This is a genomic window from Streptomyces sp. NPDC006314 (assembly GCF_040613075.1).
In the GTDB taxonomy this organism is placed as follows: domain Bacteria; phylum Actinomycetota; class Actinomycetes; order Streptomycetales; family Streptomycetaceae; genus Streptomyces.
In genome coordinates this window covers 1-26,077 of sequence record NZ_JBEXRL010000024.1, presented here as the reverse complement: position 1 = coordinate 26,077, position 26,077 = coordinate 1, and the positions used below count along the sequence as shown (strand labels likewise).

21 protein-coding genes are annotated in these 26,077 nt (G+C 69.8%); 16 read left to right on the top strand and 5 right to left on the bottom strand.

What is annotated here, in order from left to right:
• Positions 1 to 318: 318 nt before the first annotated feature.
• The 4 genes from ABZ079_RS31665 (at position 319) to ABZ079_RS31650 (ending at position 4,633) form a co-directional block, all read left to right on the top strand.
• Complete coding sequence (locus ABZ079_RS31665) at positions 319 to 1,512, top strand: lycopene cyclase family protein (RefSeq protein ID WP_356942877.1); 1,194 nt, start codon at positions 319 to 321, stop codon at positions 1,510 to 1,512.
• Between the two features lie 89 nt (positions 1,513 to 1,601).
• Positions 1,602 to 2,333: a methyltransferase domain-containing protein gene (locus ABZ079_RS31660; protein WP_356942876.1), complete on the top strand. Its 732-nt coding sequence runs from the start codon at positions 1,602 to 1,604 to the stop codon at positions 2,331 to 2,333.
• A complete protein-coding gene (locus ABZ079_RS31655) occupies positions 2,330 to 3,922 on the top strand; it encodes an FAD-dependent oxidoreductase (RefSeq protein ID WP_356942875.1) in 1,593 nt (530 codons plus the stop codon). The genes ABZ079_RS31660 and ABZ079_RS31655 overlap by 4 nt, the downstream gene beginning before the upstream one ends.
• A gap of 330 nt (positions 3,923 to 4,252) precedes the next feature.
• Positions 4,253 to 4,633, top strand: coding sequence for a hypothetical protein (locus tag ABZ079_RS31650; protein WP_356942874.1), 381 nt, complete (start codon positions 4,253 to 4,255; stop codon positions 4,631 to 4,633).
• A gap of 415 nt (positions 4,634 to 5,048) precedes the next feature.
• On the opposite strand, the gene ABZ079_RS31645 is transcribed toward ABZ079_RS31650, so the two are convergent.
• Positions 5,049 to 5,564 (bottom strand): NUDIX hydrolase, encoded by a 516-nt coding sequence (locus ABZ079_RS31645; protein WP_356942873.1) that lies wholly within the window; start codon positions 5,562 to 5,564, stop codon positions 5,049 to 5,051.
• Between the two features lie 428 nt (positions 5,565 to 5,992).
• Here ABZ079_RS31645 and ABZ079_RS31640 point away from each other — a divergent pair, with 428 nt between their 5' ends.
• The 6 genes from ABZ079_RS31640 to phzG all read left to right on the top strand — a co-directional run bounded on the left by ABZ079_RS31640 (position 5,993) and on the right by phzG (position 12,913).
• Positions 5,993 to 6,367, top strand: a complete 375-nt coding sequence (locus ABZ079_RS31640; protein WP_356942872.1) for a VOC family protein — start codon at positions 5,993 to 5,995, stop codon at positions 6,365 to 6,367.
• A gap of 1,111 nt (positions 6,368 to 7,478) precedes the next feature.
• Complete coding sequence (locus ABZ079_RS31635) at positions 7,479 to 8,654, top strand: 3-deoxy-7-phosphoheptulonate synthase (protein ID WP_356942871.1); 1,176 nt, start codon at positions 7,479 to 7,481, stop codon at positions 8,652 to 8,654.
• 69 nt (positions 8,655 to 8,723) lie between these two features.
• Positions 8,724 to 9,347 (top strand): isochorismatase family protein, encoded by a 624-nt coding sequence (locus ABZ079_RS31630; protein ID WP_356942870.1) that lies wholly within the window; start codon positions 8,724 to 8,726, stop codon positions 9,345 to 9,347.
• Positions 9,344 to 11,275 carry an anthranilate synthase family protein gene (locus ABZ079_RS31625; RefSeq protein WP_356942869.1) on the top strand — a complete coding sequence of 644 codons (1,932 nt, stop codon included), beginning with the start codon at positions 9,344 to 9,346 and terminating at the stop codon, positions 11,273 to 11,275. Before ABZ079_RS31630 ends, ABZ079_RS31625 begins: the two co-directional genes overlap by 4 nt.
• Positions 11,276 to 11,379: 104 nt before the next feature.
• Positions 11,380 to 12,219, top strand: coding sequence for a PhzF family phenazine biosynthesis isomerase (locus ABZ079_RS31620; protein WP_356942868.1), 840 nt, complete (start codon positions 11,380 to 11,382; stop codon positions 12,217 to 12,219).
• Positions 12,212 to 12,913, top strand: coding sequence for a phenazine biosynthesis FMN-dependent oxidase PhzG (gene phzG / locus ABZ079_RS31615; RefSeq protein WP_356942867.1), 702 nt, complete (start codon positions 12,212 to 12,214; stop codon positions 12,911 to 12,913). Before ABZ079_RS31620 ends, phzG begins: the two co-directional genes overlap by 8 nt.
• A gap of 409 nt (positions 12,914 to 13,322) precedes the next feature.
• Here phzG and ABZ079_RS31610 read toward each other — a convergent pair whose 3' ends face one another.
• Positions 13,323 to 14,414, bottom strand: coding sequence for a methyltransferase (locus ABZ079_RS31610; protein ID WP_356942866.1), 1,092 nt, complete (start codon positions 14,412 to 14,414; stop codon positions 13,323 to 13,325).
• 320 nt (positions 14,415 to 14,734) lie between these two features.
• Between ABZ079_RS31610 and ABZ079_RS31605 the strand changes: the two genes are divergently transcribed.
• From ABZ079_RS31605 to ABZ079_RS31595, 3 genes are all read left to right on the top strand, one after another.
• Positions 14,735 to 15,223 (top strand): PhzA/PhzB family protein, encoded by a 489-nt coding sequence (locus ABZ079_RS31605; RefSeq protein ID WP_356942865.1) that lies wholly within the window; start codon positions 14,735 to 14,737, stop codon positions 15,221 to 15,223.
• A 211-nt stretch (positions 15,224 to 15,434) separates the two neighbouring features.
• Positions 15,435 to 16,892, top strand: coding sequence for a multicopper oxidase family protein (locus tag ABZ079_RS31600; protein ID WP_356942864.1), 1,458 nt, complete (start codon positions 15,435 to 15,437; stop codon positions 16,890 to 16,892).
• 433 nt (positions 16,893 to 17,325) lie between these two features.
• Complete coding sequence (locus ABZ079_RS31595) at positions 17,326 to 17,805, top strand: GNAT family N-acetyltransferase (RefSeq protein ID WP_356942863.1); 480 nt, start codon at positions 17,326 to 17,328, stop codon at positions 17,803 to 17,805.
• 151 nt (positions 17,806 to 17,956) lie between these two features.
• Here the strand turns inward: ABZ079_RS31595 and ABZ079_RS31590 are convergent, their stop codons facing one another.
• Entirely contained in the window at positions 17,957 to 19,255 is a 1,299-nt protein-coding gene (locus ABZ079_RS31590; RefSeq protein WP_356942862.1) for a phosphatase PAP2 family protein, read from the bottom strand.
• A 1,114-nt stretch (positions 19,256 to 20,369) separates the two neighbouring features.
• On the opposite strand from ABZ079_RS31590, the gene ABZ079_RS31585 reads away from it, so the two are divergent.
• Positions 20,370 to 21,752, top strand: coding sequence for an alkaline phosphatase PhoX (locus ABZ079_RS31585; protein ID WP_356942861.1), 1,383 nt, complete (start codon positions 20,370 to 20,372; stop codon positions 21,750 to 21,752).
• A gap of 36 nt (positions 21,753 to 21,788) precedes the next feature.
• On the opposite strand, the gene ABZ079_RS31580 is transcribed toward ABZ079_RS31585, so the two are convergent.
• Positions 21,789 to 23,405, bottom strand: a complete 1,617-nt coding sequence (locus tag ABZ079_RS31580; protein WP_356942860.1) for an ADP-ribosyltransferase domain-containing protein — start codon at positions 23,403 to 23,405, stop codon at positions 21,789 to 21,791.
• A gap of 189 nt (positions 23,406 to 23,594) precedes the next feature.
• On the opposite strand from ABZ079_RS31580, the gene ABZ079_RS31575 reads away from it, so the two are divergent.
• Positions 23,595 to 24,272: a macro domain-containing protein gene (locus ABZ079_RS31575; RefSeq protein WP_356942859.1), complete on the top strand. Its 678-nt coding sequence runs from the start codon at positions 23,595 to 23,597 to the stop codon at positions 24,270 to 24,272.
• A 381-nt stretch (positions 24,273 to 24,653) separates the two neighbouring features.
• On the opposite strand, the gene sigJ is transcribed toward ABZ079_RS31575, so the two are convergent.
• Positions 24,654 to 25,589 (bottom strand): RNA polymerase sigma factor SigJ, encoded by a 936-nt coding sequence (gene sigJ / locus ABZ079_RS31570; protein WP_356942858.1) that lies wholly within the window; start codon positions 25,587 to 25,589, stop codon positions 24,654 to 24,656.
• A 144-nt stretch (positions 25,590 to 25,733) separates the two neighbouring features.
• Here sigJ and ABZ079_RS31565 point away from each other — a divergent pair.
• Positions 25,734 to 26,077, top strand: a 344-nt coding sequence (locus ABZ079_RS31565) for an NAD(P)H-dependent oxidoreductase (protein WP_356942857.1), incomplete at its 3' end; no start/stop codon positions are given.

The window sequence follows — 26,077 nt, the reverse complement described above, 5'->3', positions numbered from 1 at the left end:
AATGTGGCAGGGCGACCAGTCGGGAGGCGGGCGGTGGCCCCGCCACATGGTCATCCGTCGCCTGGGTGGGGCGCATCGCGCTTCCTCTCCTCGTGATCGCTTGCCGCTCCGTTGACAGGACCTTCACTCCGGGAGCCGCGCGCGGATGCGACAACGGACATGAAGCCCGGCGGACGGACGGTGCAAGACATGCATTCCACACTCGTCCCTCCCGGCCCGAGCCGCCTGTCGCGTTCGAGTGACCTGCATCCGATCGGGCACATGGGCGGGAACATCGGCCAAGTGCGCAACAGGAGGCGCAGGAGGAAGGCAGTCGTCGTGCGGGAGACGGATGTGGCGGTCGTCGGCGCCGGGGCGGCCGGACTGTCCCTGGCACACCGGTTGTCGGGGCACCTGCCCGGAACGCGTACGCCATCAGTGGTCCTCGTGGACGCTCCGCCCGGACCGCTGCGGCCGCCGAGCCGGACGTGGTGCTTCTGGGAGGGCGGCCGCAACCGTTTCGAAGCCGCCGTCACCGCGACCTGGCGGACCCTGCGCGTGCGTCCCCCGACGGGCGCCGCCGTGACGGGGGACATCTCGCCGCTGCGCTACAAGATGATCCGGTCCGACGACTTCGAGGACCTCGTCGCACAGGACCTGGCGCGCAGCCCGAACGTGCGGCGCCTGGTCGCGACCGTCGAGACGGTCGAGGACATCCGCGGGGGAGCCCGGATCGTCCTCCGGACGGCCGACGGCCGGTCGCGTCTCCTGTATGCCCGCTGGGTGTTCGACTCCCGTCCGCCGGGGAGCCTCCCGGCGGCCCGTACCACTCTGCTGCAGCATTTCCACGGCTGGTTCGTCCGCACGGCCCGGCCCGCCTTCGATCCCGGAACCGCTGAACTGATGGACTTCCGCACCCCGCAGCCCCACGACGGCCTGTCGTTCGGCTATGTGCTGCCCACCGGCCGCCACGAGGCCCTGGTGGAGTACACGGAGTTCTCCCCGCGCGTCCTGACGGCGCACGGCTACGAAGCGGCCGTACGGCACTACGCCGAGGACGTCCTGCGGCTCGGCGACAGCGAGGTGATCGCGACCGAGACCGGGGTCATCCCGATGACGGACGGCCCGATGCCGAGACAGGTCGGGCAGTCCGTCTTCCGCATCGGAGCCGCCGGTGGCGCCACCCGCCCGTCGACCGGATACACCTTCGCCGGGCTTCAGCGCCAGACACGCGCCGTCGCAGCCGCCCTGCGCCGGGGTCAGCACCCCGCCCCGCCACCGGCCCACTCGGCCCGCTCCCGGGCCATGGACGCCGTACTGCTGCGCGCCCTGGCCAGCGGCCGGGTCGACGGCCCGGCACTCTTCTCACGGATGTTCGAGCGCGTGCCCATGAACCGAGTCCTGCGCTTCCTCGACGGGGGCACCCACCTGGTGGAAGACCTCTCCATCGGCTTTCACACACCGATCGGGCCCATGCTCCGTTCGGCGTTGGAACTGCCCGGCCTGCCCCGCCGCCCCTTCGACCACCCCTGATCCGCGCCCGCCACCCCGCACTTCGACCCGCCCCCCGCCTTTCTGACCCGCTCCCCGCCGAACCGGCCACCCGTGCCCCTGGAGACCACATGGACCTGTTGCGCGACGAGGACCTCGCCGCCGCGTTCGATCACGCCGCCCGCAGGTACGACACGCTGGTGGCCGCCAACCCCGGCTATCACGCACACCTGCGCCGCTCGGTACGCCGCCTCGGACTGCCCGGCTACGGAGAAGGGATGCGCGTGCTGGACCTGGGCTGCGGCACCGGCGCCTCGACCGCCGCGCTGCGTTCCGCGCTGCCGGGCGCGGACATCACGGCGGTGGACGCGTCCGCCGGCATGCTCGAACGAGCCGCGGCCAAGCCGTGGCCGGCCGGTGTGACCTTCGTGCACGCCCCGGCGGAGGGCCTGCCCGAAGCCGGGGTGAAGGGCCCCTTCGACGCCGTGTTCGCCGCCTACCTCTTCCGTAACCTGTCCGATCCCGACGCCGTGTTCGGCGCGGTGCGCACGCTGCTGACTCCGGGAGGACGACTCGGAGTGCACGAGTACACCCTCAGCGGCCGCCGAGCGGACCGCGTGGTGTGGACGCTGGTGTGCCGTGGCATCGTCCAACCGGTCGCCGGTGTGCTCGGGGACGGCAGGCTCTACCGTCATCTGTGGCGCAGCGTCGTCGAGTTCGACACCGTGGAACGATTCGCCGAACGGATCCGCGCCGCGGGATTCGCCGACGTGAGGGCCCTGCCGCTGCCGGGCTGGCAGACGGGCATCGCACACACCTTCGTCGCCCGCCGGGCCGACTCCGCGACGGGGAGCGGGCGATGACCGGAGCCCACCGACCCGGCGCCGCCCACCAGCCTGGCGGCGCCCACCGTCCCGACGGCGCCCGTCGCGGCCGCGATCGCCGCGCCTACCTCCTGCCACCGCGCCCGGGAGCCCCGCGGATCGACGGCCCCCGCCCCACGACCGCCGTCGTCGGCGGCGGGATCGCCGGACTGGCCGCCGCCACGGCACTGGCCGAACGCGGAGTGGGCGTGACGCTGTACGAGCGCGAAACGTACCTGGGCGGGCGCGCCGGCGGATGGCCGGTCGACCTGGCGGACGGCTCCACCGCGACGATGAGCCGCGGCTTCCACGCCTTCTTCCGCCAGTACTACAACCTCCGGGGCCTGCTGCGCCGTACCGATCCCCGGCTGGAACGCCTGACCGCCCTGCCCGACTACCCCTTGCAGCACAGCAGTGGCCTGCGGGACAGCTTCCGCCACGTCCCGCGCACCCCGCCGTGGAGCGCGCTCGGTTTCGTCGCGCTGAGTCCGTCCTTCGGCCTGCGGGACCTGCGCGCGATGAACCCCCTCGCCGCCCTGCCCCTGCTCGACGTACGCGTCCCCGAGGTGTACGAGCGCCTCGACGACACCAGCGCCTACGACTTCCTCGAAGCCGTGCGTTTCCCGAGCCGGGCCCGGCACCTGGCGTTCGAGGTCTTCTCCCGCAGCTTCTTCGCCGACCCGCGGAAGCTGTCGGCGGCGGAGATGGTGCTGATGTTCCATATCTACTTCCTCGGCTCCGCCGAAGGCCTGCTGTTCGACGTACCCCGCGCACCCTTCCCGGCAGCCCTGTGGGATCCGCTCGCGGACTACCTGCGCCGGCACGGTGCCGACGTACGGACCGGCACGGTCGTCGAGCACATCGCGCGCACGCCGGACGGCGGGTACGTGGTCACCGTCGACGGCGGGGAACGGCGTCACGACACGGTCGTGCTCGCGCTGGACGCGGCCGGCCTGCGGTCCCTCGTCGGCCGCTCCGACCGGCTGGGCAGCGCGCCGTGGCGCGAACGAATCCAACGGCTGCGTACCGCACCGCCCTTCCTGGTGACCCGCATGTGGCTGGACCGCCCCGTGGATCCCGCGCGCCCCGGGTTCCTGGGCACGAGCGGATACGGCGGCCTCGACAACATCAGCGTGCTGGAGCGCTGGGAGGACGAGGCGACCCGATGGGCGGCGCGCACCGGCGGATCCGTCGTGGAACTGCACGCCTACGCGGTGCGGCCGGATGCCTCCCGAGACGTCGAGCAGAAGCGCCTGACGGAGGAACTGCACCGCGTGTACCCGGAAACCCGGCGGGCCACCGTCCTCGACGTCCGACACGAATGGCGTCAGGACTGCCCCTCTTTCCCCGTGGGCGGCTATCCCGACCGACCGACCGTGCGTACCCCCGAACCCGGTCTCGTACTGGCCGGCGACCTGGTGCGCACGGACCTGCCGGTGGCGCTGATGGAGCGCGCCGCGACGAGCGGATTCCTCGCCGCCAACGCGCTGTTGGAGCGCTGGGGGGTGCGAGGTCAGACACTGTGGACAGTGCCCAACCAGGGACGCGGCGCCGCGCTGCGTGCGCTTGCCCGGTGGGGAAGCGGCTGAAGAGCGCCCCTCGGCCGCGCGCCCGGACCTGTCGGCGCGTGTCATGCCTGGCCGGGCGTCGTCCGTCGGGTGCCGGTACGGCTGGACGGCAGGACGAGCGCCCCCGGATCGGTACACGCGCTCCGGCGACGCAGGCTCACCCGCTCACGACTGACGCAGGGGACGCGGCCGTTCCCCGCTCTCCGTACCCCCACCGCCTTGATGCTTGGCACGCTGCTGGAGACCTACGATCGCAGCCGGGGCCGTCCCACGCCCTGGAAGACAGACAAAGACGGATAGGTACCGGCCATGACTGCCGAGTGGTACGTCCTCATCGAAGAGGACACGCGAGTGACGGAGCGCGTCGAGGGCGTGGAACTGAGGCTGCACCGGTGGATGGTGGTAGCCGCTCACCACATCGGCGGGGATGAGGCAGAGGCCGCTGCCGCGGCCGAGGACGCGGCTCTGCACTACACACCGGGAGTTCTGGCTCGGCATGCCAGGCCGGGAGACCAGCCGTCGCGCAACGCTTTCCTCACCCATGACGGTGCCTGGGTGGTGCTTCTCAGACAGCGGCACCGCGATTGTCAGATACGAGTGACCACTGCCCGGCTCGTGCACGCGAAGGAGGAGAAGGAGGCCCCGCCCAAAAGCCTGAAAGAGAAGTTCCGCGGCGCCCTGGAAGGCCCGCAGCCTCCCGAGAAGCCGTGGGCGCCGCCCGGCAAGGCCTGAAGGCCGTCCAGCCCGAAGACCATCAGCGCGCTCCGGTTGGGTGCCGTGGGCAAGTCGGCACCGGCCGGGCCGTGGTGAGTCGTGCTCCGGACGCGTCACCAGCCGAGCGCCGGCAAGGGAGTCGCGTCCGGGGACCACACCACACGGCCGGCCTGGACCGGTGAGAGCCAGAAAGGCGGAGGCGCCCCGCTGCCCACGATCGGCAACCTGTCGTTGCAGGTTCACTGGTGTCGCTGGCGTGACGTTCGGGCAGCAGTGCTCCACCGAGTTCCCGCCCGACCGTGACGACAGCTCTTCCGGATCGACGAAGGGACCAGCCGATGCTTCACGTTCACCGGGTGGTTGTGGCAGCCATAGTCGTCTCCTCGAGCACGCGGTCTCGAGGACAGGCGGTATGGCATGGGCCGGGGGCGGGTCAGATCCACTGGTAGTTCGTGTCGTCCAGGGTCGGCAGGAGAGCCCGGTCGGCGGCTGACGGTGCGGTGGGGGTGGCGAGTTCGGCGAGCGGGACCGGTGGGTAAAGCGGTTTGTCGGCCGTGTCCCTGTAGTGGCACCAGGTGAGGTGGCCGGCGCCGGCAGTGTCATCGTGCTCGACGGTGCGCAGGTGGGCGCGGGTGGAGTTGGTGATGTGGACGCGGAAGACCAGGTGAAGTTTGCGGGGTGGGGCGCTGCCGGGGCGGGTGACCATGGCGTCCTGGATCCAGGTCAGCTGCGGAACGCTGCTCGATTCTGCCAGCTTCAGGCCGAGTTCCTCGTCGAGTTCGCGCGCGAGCGCTTGCTGGATGGGCTCGCCGGGTTCGACGTTGCCGCCTGGCAGGGTGTACTGGTCCCGACCGTTCTTGGTGCGGTGGATGAGGGCGATCTCATCGCCGTTGAACAGGGCCGCTGCGACACGGATCTTGATGTGGGCGAACGGTTCGGCGTAGGTCACTGAGGGGTCTCTCCTTCGGTGGACGAGGTGCGGTGGTGTCCCTTGGACAGGTGGCGCAGGCAGATGATGCGGCACACGAGTTGCACCAACGCCGCGCACCTGCCCCCCCCACGCGGGGCGGCGGGGACCCAGACGTGTTCGTTCGAGGTGCTGGCGTGTTTCCTCAGCGACCAGCGTGACGTCCGGCGCCTCCCACGTGCCGCACCCGGAGGGGAACGACCAGCCTGCCGGCCCGCCCGGCCGATCCGGTATAGTCGCTGCCGTGAACACCGGACCGGCGCTACGCCACACACGGATCGGCTATCCGGTGGAGGACTGACCGCGCGGCGGGTGCACCGTAGGTGCCCATGCCGTCCACCACGCGGACCTCCCCACGCTCGCGCACTGTGAGTCCTTTCTCCCGTGTCGAGCACCAGCGAGGTCACCGCATGACAGTCACGTTCAACCACACCATCATCGCCGCCAAGGACCGCAACGTCTCAGCGCGGTTCTTCCGTGAATTGCTGGAACTTCCCGAAGCGCCGTCCTGGGGTCCCTTCACGAACATCCAGCTCCACGACGGCGTACTGCTGCAGTTCGCCGAACCCCCGGTGGACATCCAGATGCAACACTACGCGTTCCTCATCGACGAGGAACTGTTCGACCGGGCCTACCAGCGCCTGTGCGAGCGTGGCATCGAGCACTGGGCCGATCCGCAGATGCAGCGCCCCGGCGAGACCAACACCGAGCACGGTGGCCGTGGCGTGTACTTCAAGGACCCTGCAGGCCACGCGATCGAACTGATCACCCGCCCCTACCTGTAGCCGGTCTCCCTCCTGGTCGGGCAGGCAGCACGGTGCCCGACCAGGCAAGGGAACGCGGCCCCATCTCCTGTTCATCCGCACCGGACTGTGGATTTCGAGAAGCCGCGGCACCTGCTGTTCGCGCTCGCCTACCGCACCCCGGGCAGTGAGAGCGATGCCGACGACGCGGGCCAGGCGCCGCCGCATGTCCGGGGTGCCCAGTTGTCCGGGGCGGAAGCGATACGACCGGCTGCGCTGGGAGGCCCCGCCGGCACAGCCCCGTCGGTCAGTCCTTTCTCTCGGCCAAGGTCACCCGGTTTTGCGACCAAGGCCCTGCGTGCGGCCCGCGCTCGGCGGCAGGAGCGCGCCGGGCCGTGGCCTCTGAAGCCGTTGCCGGTCGGTGTCTGCCCGGCCTCGCACCGCGTCGGTCGGCGCGGCCTCGACGGCGACCCGGTTTCACCGGCCCGGCTCTCCCCGCCGCAGCGCGCGGTGTCCGGGTGCGGCCTGCCGCAACGCGCGTCGGCCGTGGGGCGCTCGGCGGCGGCGTGCCGACAGCTCACGCCGCCGCCTCTTCGCTCACTGACGGCCAGGGCCCTTTGCATGGCCCCGGCAGTCACCGGGGCCGAGAACGTGGCCCCGGGTGCTCGCCGCGGCCAACCCGCCGCTGGTGCGGATCGGCATCACACGGGAACGCACCTGGTCGACGGCCGGGCCGGATGAGCTCCTCCGCGAGTCCGACGGCCATTCCCCTCAAGCCATGGCACTCGGCACCCGCGCGGGCGGATCCAGACCATCCGCTTGGTGAGCGACCATGGCCGGCCTCCACCTGGCCGAGCGTATTTCCCCAGCAGGTTGTCCACTGCATTCCTGGCAATAAGTCAGCCGGTACCCGTATACACCGATGGTGTCCCGATCGAATTCCCCTCGAGTGTTCATCGACCGTTCGTGGATCTTCGTTGCGGACGCCTGCCTCCTGGTGCAGGATCGCTGACGGGATCACGCGTGCCGAGAGCAACCTGTCAAGTCGGTTTTCATGGCCATTCAGTTGCTCGAAAGAATGGGAAGACCCAGCAGAACCGCGAGTTCATGAACCCCTTCCAGTAACTGCGGGCGCTCGGTATCGGAGATGGTCATGGAAGACGTCATACGGGAGATACGTATCCGTGGGGCATTACAACAGCCCGAATGGAGCGACCTGCGGCAGGTGAGCCGCGTGGCCGAGGCACTCGCCCAGCGGCCCACCCTCGTCCGGGCCGATGACGTGGCCACGCTGCGGACCCTGCTGGGCAAGGTGGCGCTCGGCGAGGCCATGGTGCTGCAGGGCGGGGACTGCGCCGAGGACCCGGGGGAGTGCACCCGCGACGACGTCGCACGCAAGGCCGCACTGCTCGACCTGCTCGCCGGGACGCTCGGCCTGATCACCGGCAAGCCCGTCCTGCGCGCAGGACGCATCGCGGGCCAGTTCGCCAAGCCCCGTTCGCAGCCCACCGAATCCGTCGACGGCGCGGAACTCCCCGTCTTCCGCGGCCACATGGTCAACGGCCCCGAGCCCGACCACGACAGCCGCCGCCCCGACCCCTTGCGGATCCTCACCAGCTACATGGCCGCCTGCGACATCGTCGAGCACCTGGGATGGCGCGAACACGCCGCACGATGTGACACGGTGGAACCGGTGGTGTGGACCAGCCACGAGGCGCTGCTCCTCGACTACGAGATGCCCATGCTCCGCACGGACGAGGCGGGGCGGCTGTTCCTCGGCTCGACCCACTGGCCGTGGATCGGCGAACGCACGCGCCAGGTCGAGGGCGCCCACGTCGCCCTGCTCGCCCAGGTGAGCAACCCGGTGGCGTGCAAGGTCGGTCCCTCCGTGGAGCCCGGCGAACTGCTCGCCCTGTGCGAGCGGCTCGACCCCTGGCGCGACCCCGGCCGGCTCACCCTCATCGCACGCATGGGAGCCGACCGCGTCACCGACCGGCTGCCCCGCCTCGTCGAAGCCGTACGCGACGCGGGCCACCCCGTCGTCTGGCTCACCGACCCCATGCACGGCAACACGGTGACGGCGCCCGACGGCCACAAGTCACGGCTCGTTCCGACCGTCTCGCTCGAGGTCTCCCGCTTCGTCGAGGCCGTGCGCGGCGCGGGCGGAGTCGCCGGCGGACTGCACCTGGAGATCACGCCGGACGACGTCACCGAATGTGCCGCCACCGAGGCCGGCCTCGACTGCGTGGCCGAGCGCTACACCTCGCACTGCGACCCCCGCCTCAACCCGCGGCAGGCCGTCTCCGTGGTCTCGTCCTGGACCCCTTGAGCCGGCTTCCGCGTACACGAGGTCGCGCTGCGCACCCCTTACCGACCAGGCAAGCCAGGAAGTGGAGCCATGACCGGCATACCCCCCATCAGCCCGTACCCGCTGCCCGCCGAGGGCGACCTGCCCACCCCCGTCGTGCACTGGAACGCCGAACCCGACCGGTCGGTCCTTCTCGTCCACGACATGCAGCGCTATTTCCTGAGCCCCTTCCCCGACAGCATGCGCGAGGAACTGATCCGCAACGCGGCGCAGTTGCGCGATCGCTGCGCCACGCTCGGTATCCCCGTCGCCTACACCGCCCAGCCCGGCGGCATGGACGACGAACAACGCGGTCTGCTCAAGGACTTCTGGGGCCCGGGCATGCGACCGGAACCCGCGGACCGCCAGGTGGTCGACGCCCTCGCCCCGGCCGAGGACGACTGGCTGCTCACCAAGTGGCGATACAGCGCCTTCTTCCGTACCGACCTGTTGAAGCGGATGCGTGACCAGGGCCGCGACCAGCTCATCCTGTGCGGCGTCTACGCCCACGTCGGTGTGCTGGCCACCGCCGTCGACGCCTTCACCCACGACATCCAGCCGTTCTTCGTCGCGGACGCCACGGCCGACTTCACCCCCCGCCACCACCGCTCGGCCCTCACCTACGCCGCCGAGTGCTGCGCCAAGGTCACCACGGCCAAGGGGCTGCTCACATGACCTACCCACCGCCCCGAAATCCCGGCCACGACAGCGCCGGCGATCTGCTGGAGCAGGTGCTGAACGGCCGACGGCAGGGATACGCCCTGCTGCACCGGCCCGCCACGACGGGGCCCGGTGTCGTGGAGGTCGTGGCCGGCTCGGTGTCCTGGCCGGCCACGCTCGCCGACATCCCGCTGCCCCCCACTCCGGACGCGGGCACCGGCGCGCACCACGAGGTCCTCGTCGTCGTTCCCTACCGGCAGCTCACCGAGCGCGGCTTCGCCTGCGCCGACGACGCCACGCCGCTGGTGGCCATGACCGTCACCGGCCAGCAGCAGCTGCCGCTCGGCCAGGCGCTGGCCCGCCTCCCCGATGTGCCGACCCCGCTGGCGGGCGCGGACTTCGACGTCGACGACGCCACCTACGAGGAAACGGTGCGCCGTATCGTCAAGGAGATGATCGGCACCGGGGAGGGCGCGAACTTCGTCATCAAACGCACCTTCGTAGCCGACATCACCGACTACGGCCCGCACAGTGCCCCCGCCTTCTTCCGCCGGCTCCTGGAGCGCGAGGCCGGAGCCCACTGGACGTTCCTGATCGACACCGGCACCCGGATCCTGGTCGGTGCCACGCCCGAACGGCACGTCAGCCTCGAGGGCGGCACGGCCGTCATGAACCCCATCAGCGGCACCTACCGCTATCCGCCCTCCGGGCCCACGCTGCCGGGTGTGCTGGACTTCCTCGACGACCGCAAGGAGACCGACGAGCTGTACATGGTCCTCGACGAGGAACTCAAGATGATGGCCCGGATCTGCCCGGCGGGCGGCCGTGTCGTGGGCCCCTACCTGAAGGAGATGGCCCAGGTCGCGCACACCGAGTACTTCATCGAAGGGCGCACCGGCCGCGACGTGCGCGACATCCTGCGCGAGACCATGTTCGCCCCCACCGTCACCGGCAGCCCGCTGCAGAGCGCCTGCCGCATCATCCACCAGTACGAGCCGGGGGGCCGCGGCTACTACAGCGGCGTCGCCGCGCTCATCGGACGCGACGCCACCGGTGGGCGGGTCATGGACTCCGCGATCCTCATCCGCACCGCGGACATCACCCGCCAGGGCCGTCTCAACATCGCCGTGGGTGCCACCATCGTGCGGCACTCCGACCCCGCCTCCGAGGCCGCCGAGACCCGCGCCAAGGCGGCCGGACTCGTCGCCGCCCTGAACGGCGGCCGCACCCGGCGCTTCGCGGACCATCCCAGCGTGCGCCGGGCCCTTGAGCTGCGCAACGAATCCCTGGCCGCCTTCTGGCTGTCCGACACGGCCGAACGTGCCTCCGCGCTGCCGCACCTGGCCGGACGCGGCGTCCTGATCGTGGACGCCGAGGACACCTTCACCTCGATGATCGACCGGCAACTGCGGTGCCTGGGACTGCATGTGACGGTGCGCCGCTACGACGAGGAATACACCCTCGCGGGCCACGACCTGGTCGTGATGGGGCCGGGTCCGGGCGATCCGCAGGAGACCGCGCACCCAAGGATGCGGCACCTGCACACCACCGTCGAGACGCTGCTGCGCACCGGCCGGCCGTTCCTGGCCGTGTGCCTCAGCCATCAGATCCTCGGACTCAGGCTGGGCCTGCCGTTGCGCCGCAGGACGGTGCCCAACCAGGGGGTGCAAAAGGAGATCGACCTGTTCGGCGCCCCCGAACAGGTCGGCTTCTACAACACCTTCGCCCTGATCAGCGAGGACGATACGGTCACCGCACCCGGCGTGGGACCCATTCGGGTCAGCCGGGACGCGGCCACCGGGGAGGTCCACGCGCTGCGCGGCCCCCACTTCGCCTCCCTGCAGTTCCACGCCGAGTCCGTGCTCACCCGGGAAGGACCCCGCATCGTCGGAACACTCCTGTCCGGCCTGCTCGCCCCGGCCCGCACCCCCGACCCGGCCTGAACCGCCCCGACCGGCACGATCCGCCGCCCTTGCGGCCGCCGGGCCACACCGACTCGAAGCGATGCCCGGCGAGGCCCCGACCCGTACCACGAGTGGGAGAACCGATGCACACCTATGTCGTCGTCGACGCGTTCGCGCGAACGCCGCTCACCGGCAACCCCGTGGCGGTGTTCTTCGGCAGTGACGACCTGACCGCCGAGCAGATGCAGCGCGTCGCACGGGAGATGAACCTCTCGGAGAGCACCTTCGTGCTCACACCCCAGCAGGACGGCACCGACGCCCACGTGCGGATCTTCACCCCGGTCAACGAACTCCCCTTCGCGGGACACCCGTTGCTCGGAACCGCCATCGCCCTGGGCAGGCGCACCGACGCCGACCGGCTGCGGATCGAGACCGCCATGGGCGTGATCCCCTTCGAACTCCGACGCGAGCACGGCACGGTTGTCGCGGCGAGCATGCGCCAGCCGGTGCCCGCGTGGGAACCCTTCGACCGCACCGCCGAACTCCTTGACGCACTCGGCGTCAGCGACTCCACACTCCCGGTGGAGATCTACCGCAACGGCCCGCGGCACGTCCTCGTCGGCTTCGAGAGCATCGAAGCCCTGTCGAAGGTGAATCCCGACCACCGCGCCCTGGCCCGCTTCCCGGACATGGCGGCCAACTGCTATGCGGGGTCCGGCCGTTCCTGGCGCAACCGCATGTTCTCACCCGCCTACGGCGTCGTGGAGGACGCCGCCACCGGCTCCGCTGCCGGGCCCATCGCCATCCATCTCGCCCGGCACGGCCTCGCCACCTACGGGCAGCGCATCGAGATCACTCAGGGCGTCGAGATCGGCCGTCCCTCTCCCATGGGCGCACTCGTGCACGGGGAGGCCGACCGGGTCGACTCCGTCGAGGTCTTCGGCCACGGCGTCGTCACGATCGAAGGGGTGCTCCATGTCTGACCTGACCCACTCGCACAAGGGCCCCGGCACCACGCCGGGCGCCCGGGCGGGCTCCACCCGCTCCGAATCGCTCACCGGCACCATCACGGTGGAGTTCCCCGAGTTCCTCACACCGCCAGCCGAGCCGATGCGCCTGCTGGCATCGTGGCTGGAGACCGCCACCGTCCACGGGGTGCGCGAGCCCCGCGCACTGGCCCTGGCCACCGCCGACAGCCGCGGCCGCACCTCCTCCCGCATCGTGACGCTCACCTCCTCGACCGACGCGGGCCTCGTCTTCACCACCCACGCCGACAGCCGGAAGGGCCGGGAACTGGCCGACAACCCCTGGGCGTCCGGCGTTCTGTACTGGAGGGAGACCAGCCAGCAGATCACCGTCGCGGGCCCCGTGCAGCGGCTGTCCGACGCCGAGGCGGAGGCCCTGTGGTTCGCACGGCCCGTCTTCACCCACGCCATGACCACCGTCTCCCGGCAGAGCCGGCCGGTCAACGACCTCCACCACCTGGCCGAACTGCGGGCCACGGCCCGCGAGCTGGGCGAGCCGCAGCGGCCGCTGCCGCGCCCACCGACGTACGCGGCCTACCGCCTTGCCCCGGCGTGCGTGGAGTTCTGGGCCAACGGCACCGACCGGCTGCACGAACGGCTGCGCTACGACCGCACCGCCCAAGGCTGGCAGACCAGCCGACTCCAGCCCTAGCAACCCTTCGTGGTCGGCCGTAGGCGGCCGCGGGGCACGCCCGCGGCCGCACATCCGACCCCGCCACGAGCGTCACCACTCAGCCGTGGTGCGCGTCCTCCCGGCCGTCACCTCAGCCGCCTAACCCACCAATCCCTTCGACGCACCTGCGGAGCCACTTACGCCCGCGGCACGCTGATCTGGCAGAACCGCTCGGTCGGTGTGTCCGGGAACCAACGGGCCGTCAGCACCAGCCGGGGCCGCCTACGCATCCGTCTGCCTCACCGACGGATCAGGTGCTCCGTTCAAGTGCGAGCGCCATGCCCGATCCGAAGCAACCGGTGCTCCAGGCCGGTAACCGCAGCGTGAGCGCACCGGACCGATCGGCCACGGGGGCTGCCGCCTTCGTGGCCGATCGGTCCGGTTGCGTTCAGCGGGCCGCGACCGCCTCCATCACCGAGGCGTGCGGCGATGGCTCCAGCACGCGGGTGACCGTGAATCCGGCCGCCGTGAGCAGCGCCTCGTACTCCGCGCGGGTGCGGCCCTTTCCGTTCAGGACCGTCATCATCAGCATGTCGATGGTCTTGCCCGGGTGCGGCTCGTTGCCCGCCGGGATCATGGCGTTGACGGCCAGCAGCCGTCCGTGCGCGGGCATGGCGTGCCGGCACGCGCGCAGGATGCGTACGCACTCCTCGTCCGGCCAGCTGGCCAGCACGTGCTTGAGGAGGTAGACATCTGCGCCGGCCGGCACGGAGGTGAAGAAGTCCCCGCCTTCCGCCTTCCAGCGTCCCGCCAGCTCCGGGATGTCGAGGACGTGCCCGGCCACCACGGAGGGAAGGTCGAACAGGGTGCCCGTCATGTGCGGGTTGCGCCGCAGGATCGCACGCAGCAGACCGCCGTGCCCGCCGCCCACATCGACCACGCTCTTGTCCCCGGCGAAGTCCCAGGCCTCGGCGACGTCGTTGCTCAGGGTCTCGGAGAACGCCGCCATGCTGGAGTTGAAGGCCCTGCCCAGATCCGGATCGGCTGCGACATGGTCGTAGAAGGGGACGCCGTACAGGCCCTCGAAGGCGGTAGTGCCGGTGCGTACCGCCTCGTGCAGATGGCCCGCCGACTCCCAGAAGACCGCCTCGCCGCGCACCATGATGTAGTCCCGCAGCGAACGCTCCCCGTTCGTGCACAACGGCTCTGCGAGCGGGGTGAGATGGAACCGGGACTGCTCGTCCTCGCGGAAGACGCCCTTGGTGGCCAGGAACCGCAACAGGCGGTACAGATAAGGGCCGTTGACCTGTGCGGCCACGGCGAGTTCGTGGGCCGTGCGGGGGCCGTCCACCAGATGATCGGCGATGGCGAACCGCGCGGCGGTGTGCAGGGCCGCCGAGTAGACGTACCCCAGGGCCAGTTCGAGCAGCTCGCCCGTCACCGCTTGTGCGGCGGCCGAACCGGGAGGCCGGCCGTCCGCGCCGTACGGGGTGTCGGACGTCTGGGAGACCTCTGTGGCCTCGGTGCGAGCGCCTGCCATCGGTCAGGTCCCCTTTCTCGTGCCCTGGGAAGTCCAGGGGCGCAACGGTCGTGCACGCGGCCCGGCATGCGCCTCCCAGCCTGCACCCGGCACATCGCGTTCCGCTCGAGACTGACGGGAGCCCCCAGCCCCGTCGTTCCCGCGACCGCAATCGCCCCACCCCCGGGCACCGGCCCCCTCGTACTGCCTGCGCCCGCTGCCGGTGTGTCCGCGCGGGCACACCATCGCCGCAGGTCCTCCAACACTTCTCAACCCGGTCCCAAGTCCCGGCGACGACACTCTTGCTGCTTCGGCCCGATGACACACTTCTGGGGGAGACCATGGCTGACGACGCACCGCACGGCTTCACCGACGCCGCCGAACTGCGGCGCAAGAACCGCGCCACCGTCGAGAAGTACCTGGCGGACACCAAGGGCCAGGCCCGTCTGAAGCGGCACGAGCTGTTCGTCGAACACGGCAGCGGCGGCCTGTGGACCAACGACACCGGGGAGCCCATCGTCATCAAGGGCCGCGACCGCCTGGCCGAGCACGGAGTCTGGTCGCTGGAGTGCTTCCCGGACTGGGAGTGGTACAACATCCAGGTTTTCGAGACGCAGGACCCCAACTTCTTCTGGGTCGAGTGCGACGGCCACGGAAAGATCCGCTTCCCGGGCTATCCCGAGGGCTACTACGAGAACCACTTCCTGCACTCCTTCCAGCTCGACGACGGAAAGATCGTGCAGAACCGTGAGTTCATGAACCCCTTCGAACAGTTGCGTGCGCTCGGCATCACCGTCCCCACGATCAAGCGCGAGGGCATTCCCACCTGAACCTCCCCCGGCACGGTGCGGCCGACGACGCCGCGGACCACGAGCCGGACCCCTCACCCACACACACGACGGCATCCGGGCCCTCGAGTCGGCCCGGATGCCCAGGCACGCCCGCACCGCACCGGATCCCAGCACGGCACCCGTCTCGGCTGACCGGCTCCTGACAGATCCACCGGTTCCACCAGGCACCACCCAAGGAGGAAGACACATCATGGTCACCAGACGCCGTGTACTCGCCGCAGGAATCGCGGCCGGATCCGCGGGGCTCACCGGGGCCTCGCTGGTGCCCCTGCTCTCCGCCCGCGCAGCCGAAGCCACCGAGGCACCGGCGACCGGCACGCCCCTGGCGATCGAGCTCTTCAAGGTGCCCATGCCCCTGATCCCGGTGGCGCGGCCCGTCTCCACCGCCGGCGGCGTGGACACCTATGAGGTCACCACACGCAAGGTCACCAAGGAGATCGTCCCCGGCATCCAGACCGAACTGCTCACTTACGACGGCCAGTTCCCCGGCGCGACCATCAAGGCACGCAAGAACCGCCCCGTCCGTATCGTCCAGCGCAACGGGCTGGACATTCCCATCTCACGCCACCTGCACGGCGCTTCGGTGCCGCAGGACAGCGACGGCGACCCGATGGACACCATCGAACCGGGCGGCAAGCGTGTGTACACCTACCCCAACAAGCAGCCGCACGCCTCGCTCTGGTACCACGACCACGCCCACCATGTGGAGTCGGAGAACGTCTACCGGGGCCTGCAGGGCAGCTATCTGATCAGCGACTGCACCGAGGACGCGCTGCCCCTGCCCAAGGGCAGGTACGACGTGCTCATCCAGCTGCGCGACGCCGACTTCGACCCCACGGGTCAGCTGCTGTACGCCATGAGCGACCGCAGTCGCAACACCCTCCTGGTCAACGGCGCGCCCTACCCGTACTTCCAGGTCGCCGCCCGCAAGTACCGGCTGCGCTTCGCCAACACGTCCAACATGCGCTTCTTCGAGCTGCGTCTCGCCGACGGCAGCGACATGATCCAGATCGGCTCCGACGGCGGACTGCTGCCGCGCCCGAACACCACCAAGTCCGTCTACCTGTCCTCGGGCGAACGCGCCGACGTCGTCATCGACTTCTCGCGCTACCCGGTCGGCACCCAGGTCGTCCTGCAGAACACGGGGGGCCGCGGGCCTGTCGAGCAGGTAGGGCAGGTGATGCGCTTCGACGTGACGCACACCGCCGACGACCCCAGCTCCGTACCGTCCGTGCTGCGCACCCTGCCGCCGCTGCCCACTCCCACGGGCAGCCGCACCATCGTGATGCGCATGGACGAGGACGGCCGCCCTGACCCGCAGGCGTACATGGACGAAAAGCTGTACGACCCCGAGCGGATCGACGCCAGCGTCCGCTACGGCGCCAGCGAGATCTGGACGGTCACCAACACCAACGTCAAGGCCCCGCACAACTTCCACATGCACCTGGTGCAGTTCCGGGTGATCGAACGCAACGGGAACGCACCGGGGCCGGCCGAGTCGGGCCTGAAGGACACGGTGGTGCTCCAGCCCGGTGAGACGGTCAAACTCCAGGCGACGTTCGACACCTATACCGGGGACTACGTGTACCACTGCCACATGCTCGACCACTCGGCGATGGGCATGATGGCGACCATGAGGATCCGCTGAACCGCCTGGAGACAGTAGCCGACGAGGACGAGGAAGCGACCTGGGCTACGCCCGGCCCGGGGTGGCGCGCTGCTCGGGGGCGGGCGCGCCGCCCGCCCTCCGGCAGCCGGCCTGGGCCGGACCGCACGCCGGGGCTGGCCTCTGTGCTGCGGGGACGATCAACGCCCTCGGACGGATGATGCCCATCCTGCCGACCTGCCTGGCCTCCAGCGGCTCACACGACAAGAGCGCCGACTGCCCACCCGGGTCGGCAGCCAGGGACCTGCCCCCCGGCCGCAGGCTCGTACGGTCTGCCTGAGAAATGTGCGAGGCAGCACGGCATGGGCCCGTGCGTCGCTCAACCGGCCAGGTGAGGCGTCCCCGTACCCGCCCAGAGCCGTTCTCAGTCGTAATCACGTGGCCGTCGGACGGCTGGATGCGTACGGTCCTCCCTATGCCTGAGATGCAACTGCTCCGTCCGGACCATGCCCCCGCGCTCCTCACCTTCGAGCGGGAGAACCGGGCCTACTTCGCAGCGTCCGTCCCTGATCGAGGCGAGGACTATTTCGCCCGGTTCGACGAGAGGCACCGTGACCTGCTGGCAGAACAGGAGGCCGGGGTCTGCTTTTTCCACGTGCTGGTCGGCGCTGCGGGCGAGGTGCTGGGGCGGGTCAACCTGGTGGACGTGGCGGACGGCAGTGCCGAGCTCGGGTATCGGATCGCGGAACGGGCCGCGGGTCGGGGTCTGGCCACCTCGGCCGTGCGGGAGGTGTGCGGCCTCGCCGCCGGCAGCTACGGGTTGACCACCCTGCGGGCCGCCACCACCCTCGACAACGCGGCGTCCCAAGCGGTGCTGGCCCGTGCGGGGTTCACCGTCACCGGCGAGACGCGGCTCTCCGGTCGCCCCGGCCTGACGTATCTTCGCAACCTTTGAGGATTCCTCCGCTCCCGGAGCCGATGCCGTCGCCCCGTCCGGCGCCGGGGCGACGGGCGCCCGCCGAGGGCACCACAGCGCCCACCACGCCTGGACGAAGATCACTGCGCGCGGCCCCGGCCGGAGAAGTCCGAGGACTTGGCAGCCTGACTCAAACCGGTTCGGGTAGCGGTTCCGGTTGCTGCGCTGGTGCGGCCTCCGGATCCCACAGCTTGGTGGCCCGCACATAGCCGTGTACGACGGAGGTCATCGCCAGAATGAGAAGCGGTCCAAAGACCCACGGCTGTTCGGCCATTTCCATCGGCAGATAGCGATAGGACACCAAGAGCGCAGCAAACACCGTTGCACCGTAGGCGACCAGCTGGATTGCCGGCCGGTCCCAGCCACGGTCGAGCGAGCGCAGAGCTGTCTCGATCGTGAGCGCAAACACCACGCCGGCAATGAGATCCACGCCGTAGTGGTAGCCGAATCCCAGCGTTGCGCCGAGCGTGGCAATCAGCCAGAAGGTGCCTGCGAATCGCAGGATCCGTGGACCCTTGCGGGAGTGGATGAAGATCGCGGTAGCCCACGCGGTGTGGAGGCTGGGCATGCAGTTGCGGGGGGTGATCTCGTCGTACGGCATGGGGTGCGGGGTATGGATCGGCGGCGGCGTGTCCGGCCACAGGTTGGCCACCGCCCAGTGCTCGCCGCCGGTGCCGAAGGCGCCGGTGCCGTAGGCGAAGACCGGTCCCACCACCGGGAAGATCATGTAGATGCCCGGTCCGAGGAGGCCGATGGCCAGAAAGGTGCGCACCAGATGATGGCCCGGGAAGCGGCGCTCGACCGCCACGTTACGGAGCTGGTACAGCGCGACGACGACCGCGGCCACCGCAAGCTGAATGTAGACGTAATCGAGAACATGGGCGCCGATCGGTCCGGTGGCCGTGACGATCCGGCCTACCAGCCACGAGGGGTTGCCCAGCGCGTGATCGGCGGTTGCCAGGTACTGGTCGAGCACCGCCGGGCGGGTCTTCGACGTGATGAGCAGCCAGGTGTCGCCGGTCTTGCGGCCGGCCACCAGCAGCAGGCCCAGACCGACGCCCTTCAGCAGCAGGACACGTTCCCGGCCGGTGCGGCGCGTGACAGCGATGACCGCATAGCCCAGAATCACCCACAACGCACCGTTGCCGAAGGGGTGGCCGCCGGTCGCCTTGGCGTCGACCGCCCACCGCACCAGCAGGAAGACGACGTCGATGCCGATCGCGGCACCAGCGGCGATGAATCGTTGCCGCCAGGTGAGCACCACCATCATCAACGCCATACCGGCGTACAGCAGCGGCCCCGATTTGGGGGCGAACATCACCTCTTGCGCCTGGTTGGTGATCGGCCCCGGCAGGCCGTAGCGACGCGCGGCGATCTCCAGAGTGATGAGGAAGCCGAGGGCCACCACACCCGCCGTGGCCCACAGCATCACCCGCGGTTGGCGCCACGCGGCGAGCGTGATTCTTCCGTTTATTCGCGAAAACACCCGCGCTGCTATAGGTATCAATTGTTCAACCGATTTGTTAGATATTCGTTGAATAGTTCACCCTTCATGCCGGATAGCATGGTTTTCCGGTGAAGGACGGGCGATCAGGGCACTCGTCGTGAGCTCGATCATGCTAGCGGAGCGGTGCGGGTGGGTTTGTCTGGTCGCGGGTGGTGCGCAGGGCGTCCATCCCGCGCTCGGTGGTCGAGCGTCTCGGGAATGTCGCACAGCTTCTCAACGTCGGCGGCCGGCCTCCCCACTCAGACGTCGGTGAGCGCGCTCAGCCTTCCCCCGCGGCACGTCGACAAGTCGCGCCCGAACGGAATCATCGACCTTGCCCGTCCGGCGCACTCGAATGGGCGGCGGGGGGGGAGTGGAGGTCGCACGCTCCTGCGGCCGTGCGCTGGTACCGACAGCACGCGCGCACCGACGCGGCCCTCCTCGAAGCCGGCCGGGACGACGACTGGCAGGTGCCGGCGGCACTGCGGGAGCAGGGGATCAGGTGGCAGCCACCACAACGCTGGGCCGCCTCATCGGCATCCACAAGCTGCCCACCGATGCGGCGGGCTTCCCCGCATGCGACGGGGCACCGGGCACCTGCGCGGAGGGCGCAAGGACTGGGAGAAGCGCCCGGACCTCAGTGGTTTGAGCACGGACCGCGACCTACTGCTGGTGGTCGATTACGCCGAAACCCGACCACATCTCATCCGCCACCTCATCGAGTACCTGCATTCCGCACGGCACCGCCCCGCGCCGCGGGGTGGCTCCATCCGGGCCGTGGGTCGGGAAGCTGCGTGGTGACCTCCCGGCAGGCGCTTGAAGTTTCCCTGGGTGATCGGCGGCGCAGCCCGCCACGGCCCTGTCCCTCAAGCCGCTTGTCCGCCCGTCCCCCGAGTAAGCGAGGTAGGCAGCTGTGGGTCACTCCTCCTCCTGGTGTCATCGAAGGGCGCACTGTCGAGAAGTGACACGTGCTACGCGCGTGGTTCCCGCGGCCCGCGTCAGGTGATAGACACAGCGGAGTCCCAATTCCTGTCCGCCAGCAGGAGGTTGCTTCCGCATGTCTGCAACACGCCGTCAGGTCCTGGCCAGAGCGAGCGCTCTGGGAGCGGGCGTCGCTTTCACCGGGGCCCTGTCCGAGCTCTTCGCGGGTACCGCCGCCGCGCAGAGTCTGGGCCACACCGGCTACGGTCCGCTCGTTTCCGATCCGAACGGCCTGCTCGACCTGCCGAACGGTTTCCGTTACACCGTGCTCTCCCGCGAGGGCGACCAGCTCCGTTCGGGAGAGGGCCGCGTCCCCTCCAATCATGACGGCATGGCCGCCTTCGCCGGCAGAGGGGGCCGTACGCACCTCGTCCGCAACCACGAGAACCGTGTCACCGCGAAGATCCCCGTCCCGACCGTCAGCGGCCTCACCTACGACCCTGCTGGCAAGGGCGGCTGTACCGCCCTCACGCTCGACGTGGACCACCGGGTGGTGTCCGAGCGGGTCGCGATCGCCGGTACGGCCGTCAACTGCGCGGGTGGCCGTACCCCATGGGGTACCTGGCTGACCTGCGAGGAGACCGAGGACAGGGCGGGCACCAACGGCTACACCAAGGACCACGGCTTCATTTTCGAGGTCCACCCCACCGACCCGCACCGCACCGGCGCGGTCCCCCTGACCGCGATGGGTCGCTTCCAGCACGAGGCGATCGCGATCGACCCTCGCAACGGCGTCGTCTACGAGACGGAGGACGCCTTCGACAAGCCGTTCGGTCTCTTCTACCGCTTCCAGCCCGATAAGCCGCTCGGCGGCGTCGGTTCGCTGCGCGCGGGCGGCCGGCTCCAGGCGATGCGCGTGCCCGGAGTACCGGACTTGTCGACGATCCAGGAGACCGGCGCGCGCTTCGACGGCATCGAGTGGGTGGACGTACCCGACCCCCTGGCCGCCTCCACCCCCACTCGGTTGCAGGACTACGGCCCCGGAGGCATCACCCACGCGCAGAAGCTGGAAGGCTGCTACTGGGGCGGTACCTGTGTGTACTTCGTGTCGTCCTTCGCCCGCAGCGCGGCCGGCTCTGCGGCCGACCACTTCGGCCAGATCTGGCGCTACGACCCGGCGCGCCGGCGACTGACCCTGGTCATCGTCTTCGGCCCGGACACCGATGTGCAGCTGCCCGGCGAGTCCCCGGACAACATCTGCCTCGCCCCCAGCGGCGGCCTGATGGTGTGCGAGGACGGCAACGGCGCGCAGCATGTCTTCGGCGTGACCCGCAAGGGCGAGGTGTACGCGATGGCCCGGGGCCGCCAGAACATCGGCACGGTGGAGGAGCCCGAGTGGGGTGAGTTCGCCGGGGTCACCTTCTCCCCGGACGGCGAGACGATGTTCGTCAACTGCTACACGCCCGGCACCACTTTCGCGGTGACCGGCCCGTGGCGCAGGCGAGGAGACCTCGGGTGAGCGCGTCCCAAGCCATCCCCGGAAGAACCGGCCTGGTCAAGACACCAGGGCCTGCTCCTCCAGCTCCGTCAGTTTCACGGTGCACAGGCCGCTGCGCTCGACCTTGACATCCGTCACCTTCAGCTGGGTGCCCGGCAGCAGGATGAACTCCTCCTCGCCGGTGAACGCGGAGTAGTCGCGGATGCCCACGGCTCGGGCGGGAACCACCTCGAACAGCGTCCGCTTGCCGCGGCTGCCGAGAAACGCTTTGGCCACGCCAAGCTCGGACGTGCACGAGGACACGCCCCACCAGGTGACGGTCCGTCCGAGCGGGTACTGCCCCCGTAGGTCCAACGACACCCCGCGCCACAACGGCTCCGCCCGGACGGGAAGTCGCGACACCGCCGAGAACAGCAGTCGCAGATACGGCAGGTAGGGGACGAGCCTGGTCCGGTCCGGGGAGCGCAGGATGGCGTTGATCTCCCGGTAGAAGGCGGACTCGCAGGTGTACAGGTAGAGGGCGGCGATCGCGTCGGCGGACGGACCGTCGGACGCTTCGTCCGCCCGCCGCTTGCCGAACTCGTGGGACCGGTCGACGTGCCGGCCCAGCCCGGACAGCAATGCGGCGACCGGCGCCACGGCCTCGCGGAAGTCCATGAGCGGGGTGTCGAACACGCCCGTGATCGCAGGAAGGAGGAGCCCCTCGTCCTTGACGCTGGAGAGCCGGTCGAGATACAGCTGGTGCAGCTCCATGGTGGACGCGATGAACGCGCCCATGCGGTCGGCGACATCGCCGTCGGCCCCCTCGGGCTCCGCCGTGGATGTGTTCCAGCCGGTGCTCGGCAGCCAGTCGATCTCGTCGGCGCCCAGCGATGCGAGGGCCGCGTTCACCATCCCGAAGTGGTCGCCGTCACAGAAGATGTCGCCCTGCGCCGCCGGGTTGGCGTGGTCGATGTGCCGAACCTCGACCTCGGGGTACTTCTTCTGGAGCTCGAGAACGACCTTCTTCAGACTGCGCGCGTGAGCCCCCCACCACGCGAAGACAACCCCGCGGTCCTCCTCGTCGGCGTTCTGCTTGGCCCTGAGGATCTCCTCGACGATCTGCTCGGCCACCGGCCGCCAGAATCTGGTGTGCCGGTCGGTGCCGACCGCCCCGTCGCTGCTGGCCGTCAGCGCCGCGTTCAACAGCAGCACGCCCTGGGTGAGCATCGCCTGGAACCACTCCGGCGGCTGGACGGTGTCCTGCTTCTTCAGCAGCGCGCGTAGGTCGGCTATCGGGGTCTTCTTGGCAATGCCGTACTTCCACATCGCCGCTGCCTTGATGATGCAGCGGACGCTGACGACTCTGCCGAACTGGCTGTCCTGCCAGTCGTGGAAGGTGTTGTCGAACATGGCGATGCCGGTGGCGCTCTCGGGCCGTGGATACGGGTTCTGGCCGAAGATGACGACCTTCCACTTGTGCGGCGCGTTGGGCTTGAGCGCCTGGAAGGTCAGCTCGCGGACGGGGACGACCTCCGGGCTGCGGCCCGGGCCGATGAACGCGGCCGCGTCGGGCTGCCCCTCGATGACCGGCTTCAGCAGGGGCAGCCACGGTTCACCGCCGCCCTTGAACAGTTCCGCGAGGGCCAGCGGGTCGTTCGGGTCGGACGTGGCGGGGGTGTGGGCATCGCTCATGGTTGTGGGACTCCGAATGGTCGAACTGTGCTGGTGAAAGGCCTGATTGGCGAAGTCCCCGTGAGAATAGGGCAGCCCACTGACAGCGCCCTTCCGGTTCGTGGGGGCGCCGGGCAGGACGGCTGCTCTGTCAGTGGGGCGCGGTAGCGTTCCGATCAGTTGAGTGACCGTTCCCGATCGGAGTGAACCATGACCGTAGACCGTGTGCAGCCGCCGCTCAGGGTGGTGCTGACCGACATCAACATCCCTGTCGTGGAAGCTTGGCGAGCGGCGTTCGCCGACACCCCGGAGACCGAGATCCGCAACGGGTCGATCCTCGACGAGGACGTCGATGCGTGGGTCAGCCCCACCAACTCCCGGGGGCGGATGGACGGTGGGGTCGATGCGGTCATCAAGCGGTATCTCGGCGTGGGCATTCAGCTGCGGGTGCAACGGGCGATTCGCAGCCAGTTCGGGGGAGTGCTCCCGGTGGGCAGCGCGGTATGTGTGCCGTCCGGGGCCGTCAAGCCGAGGTTCCTGATCTCGACGCCGACGATGGAGACGTCATCGCAGAACGTCAGCGAGACCCTGAACGTGGCCCTGGCCTGCGCCGCGGCGTTCCAGGCGATCCACCAGCAGAACAAGAAGGCTCCGGGCAGCATCCGTTCGGTGGCGCTGGTCGGCATGGGCGCCCAGACCGGCCGGGTGCCGGCACGGGTGTGTGCCAACCTGATGTGGACCGGCTACACCCTCTTCAACGACCACTCCTTCGAGGACTACGACGACCTGCGCAGCACGATCGTCGCGCAACTCGACGACCTCGAGAGCGCGCCCGTGGAGAAGCGGGTCCGCATAGCGCCGCCCAAGCGCACCGTCTCCCGCCGCTGACCAGGCTCTCGACCGTCCCTCCGCCCACACCCCTGACAGGGGTGTGCCGGCCTCGCTTCGCCCACCGCTACGGCTTTCGACATCGACCACGCCGCTCGCCGCGGGGAGCCGCAGGCGCTGGAACCGGCACCAGCACCCATCACGCTGCGCACCGGCCGATCTCACCCGTGAGCAGCAGTTACCGGACAGCGCTCAGGATCCCGCGCAGCGCCTTGCGGTCATCCAGCGCCTTCCGGCCCTGGTACCGGTGCCGGCGCTGCCGGACCGGCATCAGCGGCACGATGCGCGCCCACGGCCTCCGCTCCTACCAGCCACGGTCGGGATCGCGGCTCCTCACGCTCAAGCAGCCGTACGTCCCGCGCCACTCAAGGCTCGCGGTGGTCAGCCCGTCGTCCAGGAGCAGAGCTTGTCGGGGTTGAGTACTGCCCAGATGTGATGGATCCGGTTGCCCGTGACGTCGAACGCCATCACCGATACGGTGGCGCCGTCCAGCTGAGCCACCAGACCCGGCTGACCGTTGACCGTGCACTCCAGGAGCGTCATGTCGGGCGCCCCACCGGGCCGGTCGGCGAAGAAGCGTGCGACCTGCTCGGCGCCTTCGACCGGGTGGAGCGCGGCTGTGACGAGTCCGCCACCGTCGCCGGTCGCCGTGGCGTCGGGGGCCAGCAGGCCGATGAGGGCGTCGATGTCCTTGGCCTCCCATGCCTGCTTGAAGGCTCTGACGATGTCGGCACGCTGGGCCGCGGAGGCCGCGTCAGGCTGCGGAGCGCGAATGCGCCGACGGGCCGAAGAGGCCAGCTGGCGGCATGCCGCCGGTGTCCGGCCGACGATCTCGGCTACTTCGGCGAAGGGGTAGCGGAAGACGTCGTGCAGGATGAACGCGACACGCTCGGCCGGGGTCATCGCCTCGAGTATGACGAGGAAGGCCATGCTGACCGACTCGTCGAGGGTGACCCGGTCGGCCGGGTCGACGATGTCGGCGCCCGGCCGCCCGCTGATCCACTCCGTACGGTCGGGTAGCGGCTCCGGGATCCACTCGCCGACATAACGCTCGCGCCTGGCTCGCGCCGAGCCGAGCAGGTCGAGGCAGATACGGCTGGCGACGGTCGTCAACCAGGCGCCGGGGGAGCTGATGGCTTCCTGCTGCTGCGCGGACATGGCGTACCAGCGGGTGTAGGTCTCCTGTACGACGTCCTCGGCGTCGGCCAGGGAGCCCAGCAGCCGGTAGGCGAGATTGGTCAGCTGACGCCGTTCACTCATGATCGCGCTCAGGCCTGGATCGGGCTGCCCGTGGCCCGGCTCGGAGGGGTTGGTCATGGTGTGTCACCGGCTCCCTTGGACGTTCCGTCTCACCTTTTTACGACGAGGCGTCGCATCGAAGTGTGAGGTCGGTCGCGTCACCTCACATCTCGCAGGGCTTTCTCGTCGTACTGATCGGACCTGCACAGGAAGGAAAAGATCATGGAACCCGTAAACGTCGCGATCATCTACTACAGCTCCACCGGCACCATTCACGCCTTGGCGCAAGCCGCCGCCGAGGGGGCGGAGAAGGCCGGTGCCAGCGTGCGGCTGCGCAAGGTCGCCGAGACGGCCCCGCCGGAGGCGATCAACGCCAACCCGGCCTGGGCCGAGCACGTGCAGGGGGAGAGTGCCGGCGTGGCCGAGGTCGCCCATGACGACCTGGCCTGGGCCGACGCGGTGCTGTTCGGTACCCCGACCCGCTTCGGCAACCCGGCCAGCCAGCTCAGGGCGTTCATCGACACCACCGGCCCCCTGTGGTTCCAGGGCAAGCTCGCGGACAAGGT

Excerpts from the sequence above, each read along its gene's own strand:
- ABZ079_RS31660 (WP_356942876.1), top strand. The coding sequence starts at position 1,602 with ATGGACCTGTTGCGCGACGAGGACCTCGCCGCCGCGTTCGATCACGCC.
- ABZ079_RS31655 (WP_356942875.1), top strand. The coding sequence starts at position 2,330 with ATGACCGGAGCCCACCGACCCGGCGCCGCCCACCAGCCTGGCGGCGCC.
- ABZ079_RS31640 (WP_356942872.1), top strand. The coding sequence starts at position 5,993 with ATGACAGTCACGTTCAACCACACCATCATCGCCGCCAAGGACCGCAAC.
- ABZ079_RS31635 (WP_356942871.1), top strand. The coding sequence starts at position 7,479 with ATGGAAGACGTCATACGGGAGATACGTATCCGTGGGGCATTACAACAG.
- ABZ079_RS31630 (WP_356942870.1), top strand. The coding sequence starts at position 8,724 with ATGACCGGCATACCCCCCATCAGCCCGTACCCGCTGCCCGCCGAGGGC.
- ABZ079_RS31625 (WP_356942869.1), top strand. The coding sequence starts at position 9,344 with ATGACCTACCCACCGCCCCGAAATCCCGGCCACGACAGCGCCGGCGAT.
- ABZ079_RS31620 (WP_356942868.1), top strand. The coding sequence starts at position 11,380 with ATGCACACCTATGTCGTCGTCGACGCGTTCGCGCGAACGCCGCTCACC.
- phzG (WP_356942867.1), top strand. The coding sequence starts at position 12,212 with ATGTCTGACCTGACCCACTCGCACAAGGGCCCCGGCACCACGCCGGGC.
- ABZ079_RS31610 (WP_356942866.1), bottom strand. The coding sequence starts at position 14,414 with ATGGCAGGCGCTCGCACCGAGGCCACAGAGGTCTCCCAGACGTCCGAC.
- ABZ079_RS31605 (WP_356942865.1), top strand. The coding sequence starts at position 14,735 with ATGGCTGACGACGCACCGCACGGCTTCACCGACGCCGCCGAACTGCGG.
- ABZ079_RS31600 (WP_356942864.1), top strand. The coding sequence starts at position 15,435 with ATGGTCACCAGACGCCGTGTACTCGCCGCAGGAATCGCGGCCGGATCC.
- ABZ079_RS31595 (WP_356942863.1), top strand. The coding sequence starts at position 17,326 with ATGCCTGAGATGCAACTGCTCCGTCCGGACCATGCCCCCGCGCTCCTC.
- ABZ079_RS31590 (WP_356942862.1), bottom strand. The coding sequence starts at position 19,255 with ATGCTGTGGGCCACGGCGGGTGTGGTGGCCCTCGGCTTCCTCATCACT.
- ABZ079_RS31585 (WP_356942861.1), top strand. The coding sequence starts at position 20,370 with ATGTCTGCAACACGCCGTCAGGTCCTGGCCAGAGCGAGCGCTCTGGGA.
- ABZ079_RS31580 (WP_356942860.1), bottom strand. The coding sequence starts at position 23,405 with ATGAGCGATGCCCACACCCCCGCCACGTCCGACCCGAACGACCCGCTG.
- ABZ079_RS31575 (WP_356942859.1), top strand. The coding sequence starts at position 23,595 with ATGACCGTAGACCGTGTGCAGCCGCCGCTCAGGGTGGTGCTGACCGAC.
- sigJ (WP_356942858.1), bottom strand. The coding sequence starts at position 25,589 with ATGACCAACCCCTCCGAGCCGGGCCACGGGCAGCCCGATCCAGGCCTG.